At 43.9% G+C, this 18632-nt stretch carries 13 protein-coding genes; 9 read left to right on the top strand and 4 right to left on the bottom strand.

The annotated features are described in order from the left end of the window. Nucleotides 1-36: 36 nt before the first annotated feature. The 7 genes from L4B77_RS13605 to L4B77_RS13575 all read left to right on the top strand — a co-directional run bounded on the left by L4B77_RS13605 (nucleotide 37) and on the right by L4B77_RS13575 (nucleotide 8206). Nucleotides 37-957: an HDOD domain-containing protein gene (locus L4B77_RS13605; protein WP_261839436.1), complete on the top strand. Its 921-nt coding sequence runs from the start codon at nucleotides 37-39 to the stop codon at nucleotides 955-957. 55 nt (nucleotides 958-1012) lie between these two features. Then, nucleotides 1013-1918 (top strand): LysO family transporter, encoded by a 906-nt coding sequence (locus L4B77_RS13600; protein WP_261839435.1) that lies wholly within the window; start codon nucleotides 1013-1015, stop codon nucleotides 1916-1918. A gap of 173 nt (nucleotides 1919-2091) precedes the next feature. Beyond that, complete coding sequence (locus tag L4B77_RS13595) at nucleotides 2092-2619, top strand: hypothetical protein (protein WP_261839434.1); 528 nt, start codon at nucleotides 2092-2094, stop codon at nucleotides 2617-2619. Nucleotides 2620-2735: 116 nt separating this feature from the next. Further along, the gene (gene panP / locus L4B77_RS13590; RefSeq protein ID WP_429751030.1) at nucleotides 2736-4379 is read left to right on the top strand and encodes a pyridoxal-dependent aspartate 1-decarboxylase PanP; all 1644 of its coding nucleotides are present in this window, start codon (nucleotides 2736-2738) and stop codon (nucleotides 4377-4379) included. A 359-nt stretch (nucleotides 4380-4738) separates the two neighbouring features. Beyond that, nucleotides 4739-5593 carry a MurR/RpiR family transcriptional regulator gene (locus L4B77_RS13585; protein ID WP_261839432.1) on the top strand — a complete coding sequence of 285 codons (855 nt, stop codon included), beginning with the start codon at nucleotides 4739-4741 and terminating at the stop codon, nucleotides 5591-5593. A gap of 416 nt (nucleotides 5594-6009) precedes the next feature. Further along, nucleotides 6010-6273 carry a GrxA family glutaredoxin gene (locus L4B77_RS13580; RefSeq protein ID WP_261839431.1) on the top strand — a complete coding sequence of 88 codons (264 nt, stop codon included), beginning with the start codon at nucleotides 6010-6012 and terminating at the stop codon, nucleotides 6271-6273. 250 nt (nucleotides 6274-6523) lie between these two features. Beyond that, nucleotides 6524-8206, top strand: a complete 1683-nt coding sequence (locus tag L4B77_RS13575; RefSeq protein ID WP_261839430.1) for an aspartate:alanine antiporter — start codon at nucleotides 6524-6526, stop codon at nucleotides 8204-8206. Between the two features lie 188 nt (nucleotides 8207-8394). On the opposite strand, the gene fabV is transcribed toward L4B77_RS13575, so the two are convergent. The 4 genes from fabV to L4B77_RS13555 form a co-directional block, all read right to left on the bottom strand. Then, nucleotides 8395-9597 carry an enoyl-ACP reductase FabV gene (gene fabV / locus L4B77_RS13570; RefSeq protein ID WP_261839429.1) on the bottom strand — a complete coding sequence of 401 codons (1203 nt, stop codon included), beginning with the start codon at nucleotides 9595-9597 and terminating at the stop codon, nucleotides 8395-8397. Nucleotides 9598-9805: 208 nt separating this feature from the next. Beyond that, nucleotides 9806-12088 carry an acyl-CoA dehydrogenase gene (locus L4B77_RS13565; RefSeq protein ID WP_261839428.1) on the bottom strand — a complete coding sequence of 761 codons (2283 nt, stop codon included), beginning with the start codon at nucleotides 12086-12088 and terminating at the stop codon, nucleotides 9806-9808. Between the two features lie 55 nt (nucleotides 12089-12143). Further along, on the bottom strand, nucleotides 12144-12773 hold the full coding sequence (psrA, locus tag L4B77_RS13560) for a TetR family transcriptional repressor PsrA (protein WP_261839427.1): 630 nt from the start codon (nucleotides 12771-12773) through the stop codon (nucleotides 12144-12146). A 475-nt stretch (nucleotides 12774-13248) separates the two neighbouring features. Further along, a complete protein-coding gene (locus L4B77_RS13555) occupies nucleotides 13249-16344 on the bottom strand; it encodes a VCBS domain-containing protein (RefSeq protein WP_429751026.1) in 3096 nt (1031 codons plus the stop codon). A 296-nt stretch (nucleotides 16345-16640) separates the two neighbouring features. On the opposite strand from L4B77_RS13555, the gene L4B77_RS13550 reads away from it, so the two are divergent. Beyond that, nucleotides 16641-17948, top strand: a complete 1308-nt coding sequence (locus L4B77_RS13550) for a TolC family outer membrane protein (protein ID WP_429751024.1) — start codon at nucleotides 16641-16643, stop codon at nucleotides 17946-17948. Beyond that, complete coding sequence (locus L4B77_RS13545; RefSeq protein ID WP_261839424.1) at nucleotides 17948-18559, top strand: OmpA family protein; 612 nt, start codon at nucleotides 17948-17950, stop codon at nucleotides 18557-18559. The genes L4B77_RS13550 and L4B77_RS13545 overlap by 1 nt, the downstream gene beginning before the upstream one ends. Nucleotides 18560-18632: the final 73 nt, after the last annotated feature.

Genomic DNA, 18632 nt, shown 5'->3' with positions numbered 1-18632 from the left:
GTAAAATGCCTACACATACATGTTTTTACTTTTTATATGAATCATTTATCGTTTTTCTGGCTACCACAAAATAAGGCTCTCCTCCTGAAGGGTCTAGAATCAGAGTTTGCTCAACTTGTTGGGCATTCTATCTCAGCAGGAAAAATTACACTTCCTCCCATTCCTGAGGTTGTTCTAAAAATTCAAAAGCTGTGTCCCTTAGATTCAACAGGGATTGCCGAAATTGCAGATTGCTTACTGGAGGACCCAGGCCTTACCGCTATCGTGATTCGTATTGCGAACTCTGTTGTCTTTAATCGATGCAACATTACCTGTGTAGATGTTATGACGGCAGTATCACGTCTTGGTATATCAAGAGTGCGCGACATCGTAACGGCTCAAGCAATTGAGCAACTCAAGTATTCTATCGACCTTAACAAAGAGTGTAATCAGTTATTAGCTCAAAGTGCATCGGTATCAAGAAGGCTTGGCGCTACTATGGTGCTGGTGACTAACAGCTTCAAAGAGCTCTCCCCTATTGAGTATCGCTACCTTGAGCACGAAAAGTCTTTGCTCGTGGGATTATTGGCTGACATTGGTCTGTTCTGTTTGGTTAATGAATACCACCTCTATACCAAAAACGGCAATTATTTGGACCACGATATCGCCTTACAAATCTTCCAGGGCCAATGTTCTGCAACCAGTAAATTGGTACTCAATCGTTGGGGTTTCGATAGCGACTTCATCGATGTGTGCAGCAATACCATCAATAGAAAAGAGCAACGCGAAGTGTCTTATTTAGACATTGCACGAATAGCAAACCACCTACTCCTATTTAGAAATAACGACGAGAATATCGATGATCACGAAGTTGAACTCAATGTGACGGGTGCCGAAGTCCTTTATCAATTAAGTAACTTGAGTGAACATGACTTTAACTCAAAACTTAACGACGTGATCAGCGCGAGCGGCTTCTAAGTCACCGTTAAATTGCTCAATAAGTAAAACATGAAGTAAATGCAATGGAGAAAGCATGTTTACAGGGATGATCTTTATATTTTCGCCACTTGTCGTGGGGTATCTTTTTTCTGTGTCAAACAGTCAGACACTGGAATTGATTAACCGTTCGACGTCGCGATTGATCTACGTAATTCTATCACTGATGGGGTTAAGTTTAGCAGCACTGGATAACCTAAGCAGTAATTTGCAGACAATCCTTTTCTATACCGTCACCTTCTTTGTCTGTTTAAGCGCTTGTAACCTAATCGCGCTTCCTACAATCGATAAACTACTGCCACTCAAAACGGACCGTAGCCAAAAGAAGCTGCCACTCTCTTCGATGGCAATGGAGTCAGCCAAACTGATCTTTGTGGTGGGGTCTGGTCTTATTGCTGGTCTAATACTGCCTATCAGCCTTGATTGGGTTGATACCGCAAGCGGGTGGATCCTGTTTATTCTGCTGTTCTTTATCGGCATTCAACTGCGTAATAGCGGCCTGACACTTCGTCAGATCTTACTCAACAAACACGGCATGGTTATCGCAGTCACCATTATCATCACTTCTATGTTAGGTGGTGTGCTCGCCGCTTATATACTTGATATTTCGATGTTCAAAGCCTTGGCGATGTCTTCAGGGTTTGGCTGGTATTCACTGTCTGGAATCTTAATGGGGGACGCTTTCGGACCGGTTTATGGCGGTGCATCATTCATGCTAGAGTTGCTTAGAGAGTTGGTGGCCTTAGTGCTGATTCCAATCCTTATTCGTCGCTACCCATGCACCTCGATTGGTTATGCTGGCGCGACAGCCATGGACTTCACCTTACCCGTCATCCAAACTACGGGCGGCGTTCGATGCGTCCCTATCGCCATTGTCAGTGGCTTTATATTAAGTTTGCTGGTTCCTATCTTGATGCTGTTCTTTATATCTCTTGCTAACTAGATCGCAGGAATGTTGATTGTTTTAGATTAGAATGAATCGCGAACACTACACCTACGATACAAAGACAGTTACCTAAGCACAAAAACAGTCAGTGTCATTGCTCAACAAATAATGCTCACGGTACTCTGTAACGACAACATTCTAAAAAGAATAAACTTACAAAAGGAACCACTATGAAACGCCTTTGCGTCGCATTGCTGCTAGCTTCAACCTCTACTTTCTCTTTTGCTGCAGATTCAATGTCAGAAATCAATCAATGCCAAGCGAAAAAATACGATGCATACATCGACGCTTCTTTAGATTGGTATGCCGATCTTGCAACTTTAACCTCTCAGCAATACCCGCAGTTAACAGAGGTCAGTGAGTGGTTTCTAGAAGGTCGCAAGCATCACTTTGAACTCAACCGTGCAGCGGTACATTACTACCTCGTCAACGATCCGAGTAAGGTGGCCACTGAGCAGCCGATAGAAGGTTGGTTACAACTAGAACAACACGATATTAAAGTGCTCTCAATACGAGATGACGAGCTTGGCAAAATAGCAAAAACAACGTTTGACGACCGTCAATCAACACCTCATGAACAAAACTATGAGCTACGTTCAGCCTTTGCAGAACTACTCAGTCATCCGAAGCAAATCGACACAGCGTTGCAACGCTACAACCAGTCGATGACGAAACTTGAAGCGATCAAATGCCAATAGCCCCTCATTTGTTAGGTCATTTGAGACGTCGGATTTCGTAATTAAGACGGGACATTGTTCCCGTTTTCGTTTAGATTGTCTCGCTCGCGTCAATAAAAAAAAATAACTCGCTTGCTATGGTTACGGAACAAAAAACAGCAGATGTTAGCTTCGACAGTCTTTTACGTATCTTCACGGTACCTGAAGGCCCAGATTCAACACTCACTCAAATTGAAGACAAACTTTCACGAAACCTAAATCAATTCTTACGTGAACACATTGTGGCTGAAGAAAAGCCGCTTCGTGACATTGAGAAAGATTTTTCAAATGCTCATATCCCCGAGCAGCCTGAGTTTGTTTCTAAACATACTGAGCATCTTCTCGATTCTCTCGTATCTCATTCGGTACATACATCATCGCCAAGCTTTATTGGTCATATGACGTCTGCCCTTCCATATTTCTTGATGCCGCTCTCTAAAATTATGATTGCGTTGAATCAAAATCTAGTAAAAATCGAGACATCGAAAGCCTTCACCCCACTAGAACGTCAAGTCCTAGGTATGCTTCACCGCTTGATTTATCAAGATAACGACGCGTTTTATTCGCGTTGGATGCACAGCGCAAATCACTCTTTAGGTGCATTTTGTTCTGGCGGTACCATTGCAAATATCACCGCACTTTGGGTCGCACGTAACAACGCACTCAAAGCACAAGGGTCATTTAAAGGCGTCGAGAAAGAAGGGTTATTTAAAGCCATGAAGCACTATGACTATGAAGGCCTTGCCATCTTAGTCTCTGAACGTGGCCACTACTCTCTAAAAAAAGCCGCTGATGTACTTGGAATAGGTCAAGACGGCCTCGTATCGGTTAAAACAGATAATAACAACCGCATTTGCACCGACGATCTGCGACTTAAGATAGACCAACTTAAACAGAACAAGATCAAACCTTTCGCAGTTATTGGCGTGGCTGGTACAACAGAAACGGGTAATATCGATCCACTAAAGGATATTGCTAAAATATGTGCCGAGTCAGATTGTCACTTCCATGTGGATGCCGCTTGGGGCGGCGCAACGCTGATGTCGAACAACCACCGTCACCTACTCGATGGTATTGAGCTCGCCGACTCTGTCACGATTGATGCGCATAAACAGCTTTATATCCCTATGGGTGCGGGCATGGTTTTGTTTAAAAATCCAGATGCGATGACAGCCATCGAACATCACGCTCAATATATTTTGCGTAAGGGTTCTAAAGATTTGGGTAGTCACACTTTAGAAGGCTCTCGTTCCGGCATGGCCATGCTTGTTTATGCCTCTATGCATATTATCAGCCGTCCAGGCTATGAACTGCTGATTGACCAAAGCATCAACAAAGCGCGCTATTTTGCTGATCTGATTAAACGACAACGTGATTTTGAGCTGGTCTCAGAACCTGAGCTTTGTCTGTTAACTTACCGCTACGTTCCCGAGCCAGTTAAAGCCGCTCTTTTGAAAGCCAACATGAAAGATCGTGTAGAGCTTAATGAACTGTTGAACGAGCTCACCAAATTCATTCAAAAAAAACAACGCGAAACGGGGCGCTCTTTTGTTTCACGAACTCGTTTGAATCCTGAAGTTTGGACACAACAACCAATCATCGTTTTCCGTGTGGTGTTAGCAAACCCATTAACGGGCAATGACATTCTTTCTTCTGTACTTGAAGAGCAGCGTGAAATCTCAACTCTTGCACCAAATCTGATGAGTAAAATCACGCAACTGGTCGAGAAAATCAATGCCTAACCATTCAACTTTAGTTGCATCAAATTGAAAATTTCTTTCTTTTTGATGTAACTAAGCTGTCAGTTCACACTCAATTTGCCTTCTTTTTGAACAAAACCTCTTCCAGTTCTGTAGTTTTCCAAAATTTTGTTGAAGTTTGTCATGTTCTTAAGCATTCATGCCCTGTTTTTGTATTAGTAAAGAGTATGTTAGGTTTATACTAACTCTATGGTGCTAGTTAGCTTGATATCTATTTGAAGCAACGGTATTTACATGGCAAAGAATACCTTGAGTCATGTTTTACTGATATTTGTTTCAGCCATACCCCCTGGTCAAAAGATATTAACTAGCAAGTTGTTCTCTATACCCTTGTGAACACTATGAATACATTAGAAAAAATACAAAAAAATCTGGAAAATTTCAGCAAGTCTGAGCGTAAGGTAGCCGAAGTCATCATGGCTTCGCCTCAAACTGCCATTCATTCTAGTATTGCGACTCTAGCCAAAATGGCTGACGTAAGTGAACCTACCGTTAACCGCTTCTGTCGTCGTTTAGACACGAAGGGCTTCCCAGACTTCAAACTTCATTTGGCTCAAAGTTTGGCCAACGGTACTCCTTACGTTAACCGTAATGTTGAAGAAGATGATGGCCCTGATGCTTATACCCATAAGATTTTCGAATCAACGATGGCTTGTCTGGACGTTGCGAAAAACAGTCTAGACGCTATGCAAGTAAATCGAGCTGTTGATTTACTGACTCAAGCTAAACGCATTTCGTTCTTTGGTTTAGGCGCATCTTCTGCAGTAGCAAAAGACGCTCAAAACAAATTTATTCGTTTTAACATCCCAATCTCGTGTTTTGAAGATATTGTGATGCAACGAATGAGCTGTATTAACTGCAGTGACAACGATGTTATCGTTCTAATCTCTCATACTGGCCGAACCAAAAGCCAAGTTGAGATTGCGAACTTAGCTCGTGAAAATGGTGCTACTGTTATCGCTATCACCGCAAAGGATTCACCACTAGATAAAGCAAGCTCTCTCTCAATATCTCTAGATGTACCAGAAGACACTGACGTGTATATGCCTATGGCAAGTCGCGTGGTTCAAATGACCGTTATTGATGTGTTAGCGACTGGCTTTACTCTGCGTCGTGGTTCTGGTTTCAGAGAAAATCTAAAGCGTGTGAAAGAGTCACTTCGTGATTCACGTTACGAGAAATATTCTCAGTTCTAATCTTGGTAAGATGTAAACGAGACACGAGTTGAATAACAAACGGAGCCCTACGCTCCGTTTTTTTGTATTTAGAAAATGAGCGGCTCAACGAATACGCTTTCAAGAACGTGATTATCAGCGATAGAGAGTGAATAATCGGAAGCTTAATTTCACCGTAAGATCTTGAACCCCACCACTTCAGCACTATTGTCTATATGGTGTCTCAAATTAAAGAAGCACGAGAAAACAACCGGCACCTCTGTGTGACTATAATTTGCTCTGATAGACCAAACCTATTGTATTAAGAGGCAATTCCATCTTTATTTCCCCATGGCATTGAGGCATAGTTGGTTTTATGAAATGTTGAGTGGCATTCACTAAAGAATAGTTAACCTAATCGAGTTAACGAGCCTCATCCCGTATTTAGGAGAAATGAAATGTTTGTAGTTATTTTTGGTCGCCCTGGTTGCCCATTCTGTGTTCGTGCAAAAGAGCATGCTGAAACTCTTAAAGCGAAACGCGATGACTTCAACTACCGTTACGTTGATATTCACGCTGAAGGCATCAGCAAAGCTGACCTAGAGAAAACGGTAGGTAAGCCTGTAGACACAGTACCACAAATCTTCATCGATCAAGATCACATCGGTGGTTGCACTGAGTTTGAAGCATACGCAAAAGAGAACCTAGGGCTGTTCGACTAAACTAGGATTTCTCAAATTAGAATCGAGGCTTAGGCCTTAAATCGCTAACCCATTTAGGTGTTAGAGTGTACGATTGATAGAAAGCTCGCTCACGATAGCGAGCTTTTTTTATGACCCATTTTCATGTGGAATAAGAATAAGGTTAAAATCAAGTAAATTAGCAAAATATCGCTTATAATTTATTTATATTTAGATACAATTCACCTCCCAAACTTACCCTGTGTTTCACGCCAATTATTGAGCGACCACTGTGAATATCGACGTTGTTTTACTGCTAGAGCAAAATCCTATCCTTCTTATCTTTGTTGTTTTATCGATTGGTTTAGCCATTGGTAAAATTCGTTTCGGTAGCCTCCAACTGGGTAACTCAATCGGTGTTCTGATTACTTCCCTTATAATGGGCCACCTTGGCTTCTCTTTTAATGCAGATGGTCTCACTATAGGCTTTATGCTGTTTATCTACTGTGTCGGTATTGAAGCTGGGCCAAACTTCTTCGGCATTTTCTTCAGAGACGGCAAGCACTATCTTATTCTTAGCCTTGTGGTTCTTTCTACTGCTACCGCTTTGACTTATTTCAGTAGTCACTATCTTGGGTTAGGATTTGGCTTATCCGCAGGCATGATGGCAGGGGCGTTAACGGCAACACCAATATTGGTTGGCGCTCAAGATGCGCTTAACTCTGGGCTTGCTGAATTACCTAGAAATATGGATTTAGGCCAGATCATCGAAAACCTCTCTGTTGGCTATGCCATGGCTTACTTAGTTGGCTTAATCAGTATGATTCTGTTTGCCCGCCTTATTCCAAAGCTTCAAAAGGTCAACTTGCATGACTCAGCAGAGCAAATTGCTCAAGAACGAGGGCTTGGAGCATCAGGGCAACGTAAGGTCTATCTTCCAATCATCCGAGCTTATCGTGTGGGTCAAGAACTTATCTCTTGGACCGACGGTAAGAACTTGCGTGAATTAGGGATCTATCGCCAAACTGGTTGTTACATTGAACGTATTCGTCGTAACGGCATTCTTGCCCACCCCGATGGTGATGCGATTCTGCAAGAAGGTGACGAGATTGCTTTAGTCGGTTTTCCAGACAGTCACGCACGTCTTGACCCAAGTTTCCGTAACGGTAAAGAAGTTTTTGACCGCAACCTTCTCGATCTACGCATTGTGGAAGAAGAGATCGTCGTTAAGAGCGACAGTATCGCAGGTAAGCGCCTCTCAGACTTAAACCTTTCTGAGTATGGTTGTTTCCTTAACCGTGTAGTAAGAGCTCAAATAGAGATGCCGATGGACTTAAACATCGTGCTTTCTAAAGGAGATGTACTGCAAGTCAGTGGCGAAAAGAGCCGAGTTCATGGTTTAGCTGAAAAAATTGGTTTCATCTCGATCCACAGCCAAATGGCAGACTTGATGGCGTTCTGTAGCTTCTTCATTCTGGGTATTTTATTTGGTTTGATCACCATGACATTCGGTCAAGTTTCATTTGGTTTAGGTAATGCTGTTGGCCTTCTGTTGTCGGGGATCATGCTTGGCTTCTTACGAGCCAACCACCCGACCTTTGGTTACGTTCCTCAAGGTGCATTGAACATGGTCAAAGACCTCGGTTTAATGTTCTTCATGGTCGGCATTGGCTTAAGCGCCGGCGGCAAAATGTTTGAACACATAACCCAAGTGGGCCCACAGGTGATCGGTATTGCTCTAGTTGTAAGTGTTTTACCCGTTATCTTCGCTTATTTAGTGGGCGCTTATGTGCTGAAGATGAACCGTGCTCTATTATTTGGTGCGATCATTGGCGCACGAACCTGTGCTCCTGCGATGGACATCGTAAATGACCACGCTCGCTCAACGATTCCAGCTCTCGGTTACGCTGGCACTTATGCGATAGCCAATATCTTGATGACCTTAGCCGGAACCTTCATCATTATTATCGGTTAGTTTCAACCACGCTTAAGCAGAACTTGCTTTGATATTTCGAATGCACGAGTCCACCTTTGGACTCGTGCATTTTTATTACCCGGTAGTCTTCTATCTCATCACGTAGCTTTATACTTCTTTTCTCAAACGACAGGCAAAAAAATAGGCGCTCAATGAGCGCCTAATTCATTTTTATTCAATCGTTCGAATTAGATATCAACCACATCAAATTCAACGGCAGGGTTAACCTCAGCGTCGTAATCAACCCCTTCAACACCGAAACCGAATAGCTTTAAGAACTCTTCTTTGTACTCTACGTAGTCCGTCAGTTCTTTTAGGTTTTCAGTTGTGATTTGAGGCCATAGGTTACGACAGTGATCCTGAATGTCTTCGCGAAGTTCTAAGTCATCTAGACGTAGGCGGTTCACTTCATCAACCTCTGCTGCGCTGCCATCTTCTTTGTATAGACGTTGGCTAAACATGCGGAAGATCTGTTCCATACAACCTTCGTGAATGCCTTCTTCACGCATCTTCTTGAACACCATAGCGATGTAAAGAGGCATAACAGGGATTGCAGAGCTTGCTTGAGTCACAACAGACTTAAGAACCGCCACATTTGCAGTACCGCCAGTTTGGCCTAGTTTCTCGTTAAGCGCTGATGCTGCACGGTCTAGATCCATCTTCGCTTTTCCTAGTGCGCCATCCCAGTAGATTGGCCACGTTAGTTCCGTACCGATGTAGCTGTAAGCAACAGTCTTACAACCGTCAGCTAAAACGCCGGCCTCAGATAGAGCGTTAATCCAAAGTTCCCAATCTTCACCGCCCATGACCGTCACAGTGTCTTTGATCTCTTGTTCAGACGCAGGCTCAACACTTGCTTCAATGATCAAGTCTTTGTTGGTATCAACAGCGGTTGATGTGTATGTTTCACCGATTGGTTTTAGAGCAGAGCGAATCACTTCGCCAGTCTCTGGCATTTTACGCACTGGAGACGCCAGTGAGTACACAACCATATCGATTTGACCTAGATCTTCTTTGATCAAGTCAATCGTTTTCTGTTTTGCTTCGTTAGAGAAAGCATCACCGTTCAGGCTTTTTGAATACAGGCCTTCTTCTTTTGCTAGCTTGTCGAACGCTGCTGAGTTGTAAAAGCCAGCTGTGCCCGGCTTTTTCTCAGTACCGGCTTTCTCAAAGAAAACACCGATCGTTGAAGCGCCGCCACCAAATGCAGCCGCAATACGTGAAGACAAGCCGTAGCCACTTGAAGAGCCAACAACGAGGACACGTTTAGGTGCGTTTGCGATTGGGCCTTGAGCTTTTGTGTAAGCAATTTGTTCTTTTACATTAGCTTCACAACCGACTGGATGTGTTGTCGTACAGATGAATCCGCGAATTCGAGGTTTGATGATCATATTCAACTTCCTTAAAAAATCAGGGTAAGGATAAAAGTTTCGTACGCAAATGGCATCTAATTTCTGTAAAAATATGGTGAAAACGCAAGTGGTTGGAGCACTAAACTGATATTTGCTGACTCAGCCACCATTTATTAACATATCTTTTGTGACTGAACGCCAAAAACGAAAAAGGCACCTGATTAGGTGCCCTTTATAAACGATTTATCTAAGCAACGCTATTTAGCTTAGGTTTTAACTCTTTTCGCGTCAAAGTTTCACTATAGTCATGACTGAAGTGGTCAACTTGAATCGCTGCGTAGCGCAGTTTATCAGCAGCCATAATTTGGTCGACTTCTTCTTGTGTCAGCACATCAGTAGCAAGCGCTTGAGCCAGTTTATCAGCTAACAAGCCTTTACGCGCGACTTTACCCTCTTTCACCGCTTTAAAGATCTTACGCTCTAGCGGTTTAATGCTGTACATCGCATTGAATGCGTTCTCCATCAGGCCAACACTATCATCCTCTTCCTTGCCAATATAGCAAAGATGCGTCAGACGCTCACGGTGCGCCCCGGGAGTCATCAAGCTTTCAGCCAACTGTACCGTTAGGTTATCACTTGGTTTCTCGAAGTGGTTACCAACAGGGAAGACTAGCCCTTTCAGTACTTTCCCTACCATCTTATTTGGGAAGTTTCTGTACGCTTCTTGTAGCGATTTGGCCGCGTGATAGAAACAGTGTTGAACGGCGTAGTGTACGTAGTCTAAGTCAGCGTGCTGACGACCTTCGTCTTCATATTTCTTAAGCGCAGCAGACGCCATATACAGGTAACTTAAGCCATCCCCCAAACGAGCAGAAATAAGCTCTTTCCGTTTCAACTCACCGCCTAGCGTTAGCATTGCAAAATCCGCACTTACTGCAAGACCACGACTCAAACGAGTAAGATCTTGGTAGTAAGGTTTTGTCGGGCCACTCATGTCGGCTTTAATGAACTTAGAACCTGTTAGTGCCGCACCGAACGCGCCGAATGTGTTCTTAGTAGCATGAGAAATGTGCTTGAATAACAAGTTATCAAAATCTTTCGCTCCTTGCTTCTCATCTGGGTTTGCTGCTGCTTCCATTTCACTTAACACGTATGGGTGACAACGTGTCGCACCTTGACCAAAGATCATCAGGTTACGGGTCAGAATGTTCGCACCTTCGACTGTAATTGCAACCGGGATACCGAGGTAAGGCGCAGCCAAATAGTTCATCGGACCATCTTGGATTGCACGACCTGAATGGATATCCATTGAGTCATTGAGAATAGTACGCGCCATCTCTGTCATGTGGTATTTAGCGATAGCGGTGATGATTCCCGGCTTCTCTTTCATATCTAACGATGTCGTCGTCAATGTGCGAGTCGCTTCTAGTAGATACGTTAAGCCACCAATACGGCCTAGGCTCTCAGCAACACCTTCAAATTTACCTATCGACATGCCGAATTGCTTACGAACGTAAGCGTACGCTCCCGTTGTTTTCGCTGTTAGGTGGCCCATAGCCGTACCCAGTGCTGGTAATGAGATACCACGGCCTGCAGACAGACATTCCACCAGCATACGCCAGCCTTTACCTGCGTAATCTGCGCCACCGATTAGCCACTCCATAGGAATAAATACGTCGTGGCCACGTGTAGGACCATTCATAAATGCAAGACCAAGTGGATCATGACGCTCACCAATCACAACACCTTCATGGTTTGCAGGGATAAGCGCACAAGTAATACCAATGTCTTCTTTACCACCCAGCAAATGTTCTGGATCGTGCAGTTTGAAGGCCAACCCCAATACCGTTGCTACGGGCGCTAACGTGATGTAACGCTTGTTCCAGTTAAGCTTAATACCTAGTGTCTCTTTGCCTTCATGCATCCCCATACACACCGTACCGACATCAGGAATACCACCCGCATCAGAACCGGCTTCTGGGCCAGTTAGCGCAAAACATGGGATATCAGTACCGTCAGCTAAACGAGGCAGCCAATAGTCTTTTTGATCTTGCGTACCATAGTGAGACAGTAACTCACCCGGGCCAAGAGAGTTTGGAACCATAACCGACACTGCGGTACTGATACTACGCGTCGCAATCTTGGTTACGATGGTAGAGTTTGCATGCGCTGAGAATTCACGACCGCCGTACTCTTTCGCAATAATGAGCGAGAAGAAACGTTCTTTGCGTAAAAAATCCCAAACTTCCTTTGGAAGATCTCGGTCTTCTTTGACAATTTTGTGGTCATCAAGCATCGCGAGCAGAGTTTCAAGTTCATTATCCATGAACGATTGCTCTTCGGTCGTCAGCTGAGGTTTCGGATATTGATGCAGCTTAGAAAAATCTGGTTTACCAGAAAACAGCTCTCCATCCCACCACACGCTACCCGCTTCCATCGCTTCTTTCTCGGTGCTTGATAGTGGCGGTAGTACTTTTTTAAAGAGTTTAAAAGCTGGGTCACTTACCCATTTTTGTCGTAGAGAGCTCATAGTTCAGATCCTTTTGTTCACTATATTGGTTGTGAATGTTTCGCTTTTTATTGTTTTATTCTTCAGCTGACATGCCAGCGGCTAAATATGGGATAAGAATATCGACCACAGCCTTGGCTTCTATCTTTCTGTCATAGTCACTCTCTGCAATTTCGACCAGAGCTTGACTGGATGCCATGGTGAATACACAAGCCCCTAGGGTGAAGTGTAATCGCCAAAATAACTGTTCTTGAGTGAGACTTGGATTCGCTTTGATTACGGACGTCGTAAACAGAGAAAGTACTTCGCTATAACGAGTAGTGATGAACCAACGCAAGTGACCTTGTACATCGGTATAACCACGACCAATAAGCAACATGAAGCGACTCGTACCATTGGGTCTAACATCATTCAGTGCTCTTAGCGGTTGCCTTAAAGACTCAAACACGTCACTCATAGAATACGTTTCATTTAAGTTTAAGTTCACTAAGGCATCTTGAAGTGCCGGCATGAATGCTTCTAAGTATCGATTGAGTACTGCACGAACCAGAGTCTTCTTATCACCGAAGTGATAGTTCACTGAAGCTAAGTTGACATTGGCTTTACTCGTAATAGTACGTAATGAGGTGTCATTAAAACCGTGCTCAGCAAATAAACTTTCAGCCACGTCTAAGATTTTGTCTTTGGTGGTGCTTCTCGGTGCCATTTCAATCACTCGTATTAAACAACTGTTTGAAATATACTATTGACACATTTATTTAACAAGAAAGCAACATCACATTTTCGCAGATTGGTCGTACCAGTCAGGTGAATTTGGTGCTAACCAATTGAATCAATGAGTGTTTACAAAAAAACGAAAAATTAATGAATTTTATTGGAACTGAAATAGAAATGGAGAGTCATAAATTAAGTAGAAAGCAGAGTATTTCGAAGTTTAACAGGCCGTCAAACTTGTCTCTTCCCTGCTCTCTCACCACTGCATTTTCCTTGTTAACTCCTATACTTGTATCCGCCCAAACCGAATTGGTTTGGGCTTTTTTTTTATCCGTGATTCCGATACCTTTTCTTTGCCTAAATCTCGCCACAAAAAAAGCCCCCAAGAATTGGTTGTCCAACCATTGAGGGCCAGTCCAGATGTGGGCTTTTCTTACGTAGGCATTAGAACCGTTCACGTTATCTACTTAAGCAGCATCATTTTTGATCAGTTCTCCCAGCACAGCCAGGTCATTACCTAGGTCAATCGAACCACCCAGTTCGGTTGCAATCCCCTCAACAACGATAGTTTGGACATCATCCCCTCCATTGATTGGAATCGACAACGAAATATCTTCTCCATCGACAGTGACCTCTATCGAATCAAGTAACGCTGCCATTTGAGTCTCATCTTGAGGGTCTTCGAGCAAATCACTGAGATCAATGAGATCCCCAGAACTATTCACGTAAAGCTCAAAATCTTTAACAATATCGGTGCTATTATCGAGCGCAGAGTCTAGCCAAATGAAAATGTTATCTCCGCTGTCACCAATAAACAGATCGTTACCGGACTCGGCATACAAGGGGTCATTACTCGCCGCACTAATAACGTTGTATTGCTGCGGATCTTCGATATCGATGGTGACCGTCTCTACCGTGCTTTCTGCACCATTAGAGTCGACCGCGACATAATCAAACTGCGGGTCTTCAGTTACCGCCTCGTTACCTTGAACATAGCGTAACTCCCAACTGCCCCCTGTCGATGACAGCGCCATCCCAACAATCGGATTGTCTGGTGATGAATAACTAAAATCATACAGAATTTGGCTATTCCCAGTATCCCCTGGATCTTTTTGATATTGCTCAGTCTGAGTCGTGCCATCAGCAAAGGTATAGAGCACTTCAACATAAACATTACTATCAGTGTTAAATGAGCCACCCAAACCGTCTAAACCAAAATCAACAATCTCTAATGGATTATTGGTAAAGTCGAGGATCAAGGTCTCCTGCTTGTTCATACCTCTACCATCGGTATCCCCTATCCCAAAACCAACATGAGATTGTTCACCTTGATACTGTTTCAACGGTTTATTATTGTTGTCTTCAATCGTTACTGTAATTGTATTGCCGTTATTGAGCGTAATAAGCCTCTCTGTTGGTGAAACTGCTACCCCCCAATTATAGAAACCATCAACAAGCTCTGGCATATCCTCCGGATCACCACTAAAGCCCATTTCAAACATCTCTCCAGACCCAGCGACAAAACTGATATTGTTCGGAACAAACAACTCACCGCTATCAACATCAGACTGTACAATTTCTCTCGTGACGCCATTTTCGTCGGTATACAAAAGGCTGCCGTTGGTTGGCAAACTTTCGATTCGAATATTAAGTGGAATGTCGTCATGGTCATCTTCTATATCCGAGATGTAATCTGGCATGCCGCCATCTTCAGAATCGAAGAGGATAGGTATGATCGCGTCTTCATCATTGACGACCGTAAAGCTGGTCGCTTGAGGCGCGTCATTGACACCATTGATTGTTATCTCGATAACATGCTCTACACCATCAATCGCGGTTACCACATATCTTTCAATAACCGTGTCATCATCATTCAAGTATTGAACCGCATCGTTATCAACGACATAGCTCCATGCACCCTCTGGAGTAATCGTTAACATACCCAAAGCAAGTGCATAAGTAGACCCAATAGGGGTAAACACACCATTAGGTTTAAAGGCGGGCATGTCACTCGTGTCGACATCAGTAATCGTCAGTGTTCCCGTCGCCATCAAGTCATTACTCTCCGGATCGACATCGACATCTTCCGTCACCTCTCCCGTGTCAGAGTCCCCTTCACCAACGGTGATCTCAGACGGATCATCGGCACCGTTGATGGTGATGGTCACTTCACTTGTGGTTCCGTCAATCGCAGTAACCGTGTAAACCTCGGTGACAAACTCATCGTCATCAAGATATTGAACATCATCGTTATCTACGACATACGTCCATTCGCCATCGTCGGTAATCGTCAACATACCCAACGCGGTCTCATTGGTTGAGCCTTCTGGATTAAACGTTCCATTGGGCTCAAAAGCCGCGACATCATTGGCATCAACATCGGTGATCGTCAATGTTCCCGTCGCCATCAAGTCGTTACTCTCAGGAGCAACGTCGACATCCTCAGTCACTTCACCAGTGTCTGAATCACCTTCACCTACGGTTATATCCGAGGGGTCGTCGGCACCGTTAATAGTAATGGTCACTTCACTCGTAGTACCGTCACTGGCCGTCACGGTATAAACCTCAGTAACGAATTCATCGTCATCTAAGTACTGAACATCATCGTTGTTGACTACGTAAGTCCAAGCACCATCGGGGGCGATGCTCAATACGCCCAGCTGTGAGTCGTTTGTTGAACCTATCAGGTTAAACTCGCCGTCATCTGAAAAGGTAGGTGTGTCATTGTCTATATCTGTAATCACGATCTGACCAGACGTCACTAATTGATTGGTGACTTCATCTACATCAACGTCCTCAGTTACACTGCCCGAGTCATCAGTCGCGACAGCTGCATCATCAGTACCAATTATCGTGACTGTGATGACTTGTTCGCCTCCATCGGAAGTTTGTACTGTCGTCGTATCTTGAATTTGTTCACCGCTGGCAAGTTCATCAAACGGACTGTTGGCAACAAAGGCCCACGTTCCATCCTCGTTGACGACAAAGGTTCCCAATCCATTCTCTCCTTCCACATCCTTGGCGACGAAAGTAACATCCGGATCATCACTCGTTAAAGCGCCTCCAGTTTCAATGGGTTCATCTAGCTCAAACTCAATAACGTTCGCTTCACCAGAAATAAGCGCAAAAGCGATGATATCAAAAAGAGCAAGGCTTTGAGTTTCGGACAATCCTTGAGACTCGAACCCGTCAGTTTCAAAATTTGTGGCAGCTTGAGTTTCAGCTCCCGTACGTTCAATCCTACCGCTGTTGGTCAAGCTTGATCCTTGCTCACCCGCTGCAGTATCAAATTCTTCTCCTAATTCCGTCGGATCAAACCCTTCTTCAATTGCACGCTGAACTTGAGCGATCGCATCATCAGTCTCTAGCACATTTTGTTGTCCCTGGTTATCGACAAAACGTGCAGATACACTTGGCAAACTCTCTTCGCTCGTCCCCACGCTGATAATGACGTCGCTAGCAGTTGGTTGTTCGCCCAAAGACAAACGTCTAACTTGACCCTGAGCGTCGAGTACTACACTCCCGCTAGCAAGACCGAGTATATTAAGGTTGATATTTCCCATATCCATATTCCCACTTCTGCCCAGAACATGCCAAACGCGAACCAATCCCACTCTGCGCTGTGGCTATTTCCTACAGTAAATCTAGTCGCTACGCTATTGACAATCAACTCATTAATCGTGTGGAAATTTGATGCGGTTTAAATTAATCAATCGCAATAGCGACTTACGTTGAAAAAAAAACAACAAATTTCTCATTTTCCTAACATATGTCCTAAGCTTCGTTTAACAAGGTTAATCATTTATCACTCATTGCTCTTATCCTTGAGAAAGCGACTATAAGTGGAAGGAGAACTACTTTGAGATTGTTTAAGTTGTCAGTTTTAAGCTGCTGCATAGCCATCACACCCGTTTCAGCCCAAACTTTGGAGCAGGCTGTTGCTATCACGCTAGCAACAAACCCTGAGATAAAAAGTATCTTTAACGAATATGTGAGTGTACGAAGTCGAAATGATGCCGCTGGCGGAGCTTACAGACCCAGTATCGACCTAGATGCGGGGATTGGTTATGAAGGGATAAATCCCGCCCCCAACAATGGCCCCGACACCGACCTCACCAGAAAGGAAGCAACCCTATCCCTAACTCAACTACTGTGGGATGGATCATCGACTCTAAACGATATGGATCGTACAGCAGCAGAAGCCGAATCGGTTCGTTTGCAATTGATAGCAGATGCCGAAGACAAAGCGCTAGAAGTTACCCAAATCTATTTAGATGCAGTAAAAGCAACAGAGATTTTAGCCCTCTCGGAAAGCAACCTAGCTGTGCATAAAAAAATCTATAAAGACATCAAAAAGCGCGCTGTTTCAGGTATCGGATCAACCGCCGATGTATCACAAGTTGAAGCAAGGATAGCAAAAGCTCACGGTAACTTATTGGCCGCACAGAATAATTTGATCGATACTCACACCCAATTTAGACGAGTGGTTGGTCAAGAACCACTCGGACTAATATACCCGAGAGCCGATATTGCAATGATTCCCTTATCATTAACAGATGCCATTATTGATGCTCTGGACAATCACCCGGTCATAAAAGTGGCGTCTGCAGATGTTGATGCCGCGCACTTTCAATACAAGCAATCTAAAGGGGTGAATTACCCTACTTTCTCCTTTGAAGCATCTCAATCATGGCGTGACGACGCGGGCGGTGATGAAGGCTCTAGTCAAGAAACGCTCGCAATGTTAAGAATGCGATATAACTTGTATAACGGTGGTACCGACAGTGCTAACTCGGAAGCCGCGGCTTACCAACTGAATAAGGCAAAAGATTTGAGAGATCGTGCTTATCGCCAAGTGGAAGAAGGTCTTCGTCTCTCATGGAGTGCATTGGATCTAACGTTACAACAAAAGAACTTCTTATCTGATCATGTTGATTCAGCGTCAGAGACCGTTATCGCTTATGAAAAACAATACCGAATAGGCAAACGGACTCTGCTTGACTTGCTCAACACTGAAAACGAACTATTTGAAGCCCGTAAAGATTACCTCGATGCTCATTACTCTGAGCAGTACGCGAAATACCGTGTGATGAACGCAACGGGTTCTTTATTGAATGCTCTACTGGTCGATATTCCAGAAGAGTGGACCACGGCCGTGGAGTATTAATGATGAAAATAACCTACTTATTACTTCCCGTATTAACAATGACTTTGTTTGCCTGTTCAAGCCAGCAGGAAGAGGCTTATATCGAAACACCTGAAGCAGAACAGATTGCAGATCTTCAAGATGATGACAAAGATGGCGTGGTCAACGCGCGTGATACCTGCCCAGGAACGCCTGAAGCGTCACAAGTCGACAATGATGGCTGTGGCGAAACCATTCGTGCAGAAGAAGTTAGACAACTAAAAATACTTTTTGCTCATGACTCATTTGAAGTGAATCCAATTTTTTCTGATCAAATCACTACCATGGCAGAGTTCCTCGAAACCTATAAAAGCGCTTCAATTGAAATCCAAGGTTACGCGAGTAAAGTGGGCTCCAACGAATACAACTTAGAGTTGTCAAAAAAGCGAGCAAACAATGTTCAAGACGAGTTACTTGCGAATGGTATTGATCCAGAGCGCGTGCGAATTGTCGGCTATGGTGAAGAACGATTAGAAAACGATGGTGATGACCCTACTTCACATGCGCTGAACCGTAAGGTAACAGCGACCGTTGTTGGGTTAAGTGAACAGATCGTTGAAGAATGGACCATTTTTACCACGCTAGAAAAATAGCGTGACATTGTCACTTGAAGGTCGCCAGACATCTTACAAAGATAATTGAGCGACAAGATCAATAAAGCCGCGA

Origin of the sequence: Vibrio minamisatsumaniensis (assembly GCF_050337445.1) — a bacterium.
In the GTDB taxonomy this organism is placed as follows: Bacteria; Pseudomonadota; Gammaproteobacteria; order Enterobacterales; family Vibrionaceae; genus Vibrio; species Vibrio artabrorum.
This window is presented reverse-complemented; position numbering and strand designations above follow the sequence as displayed.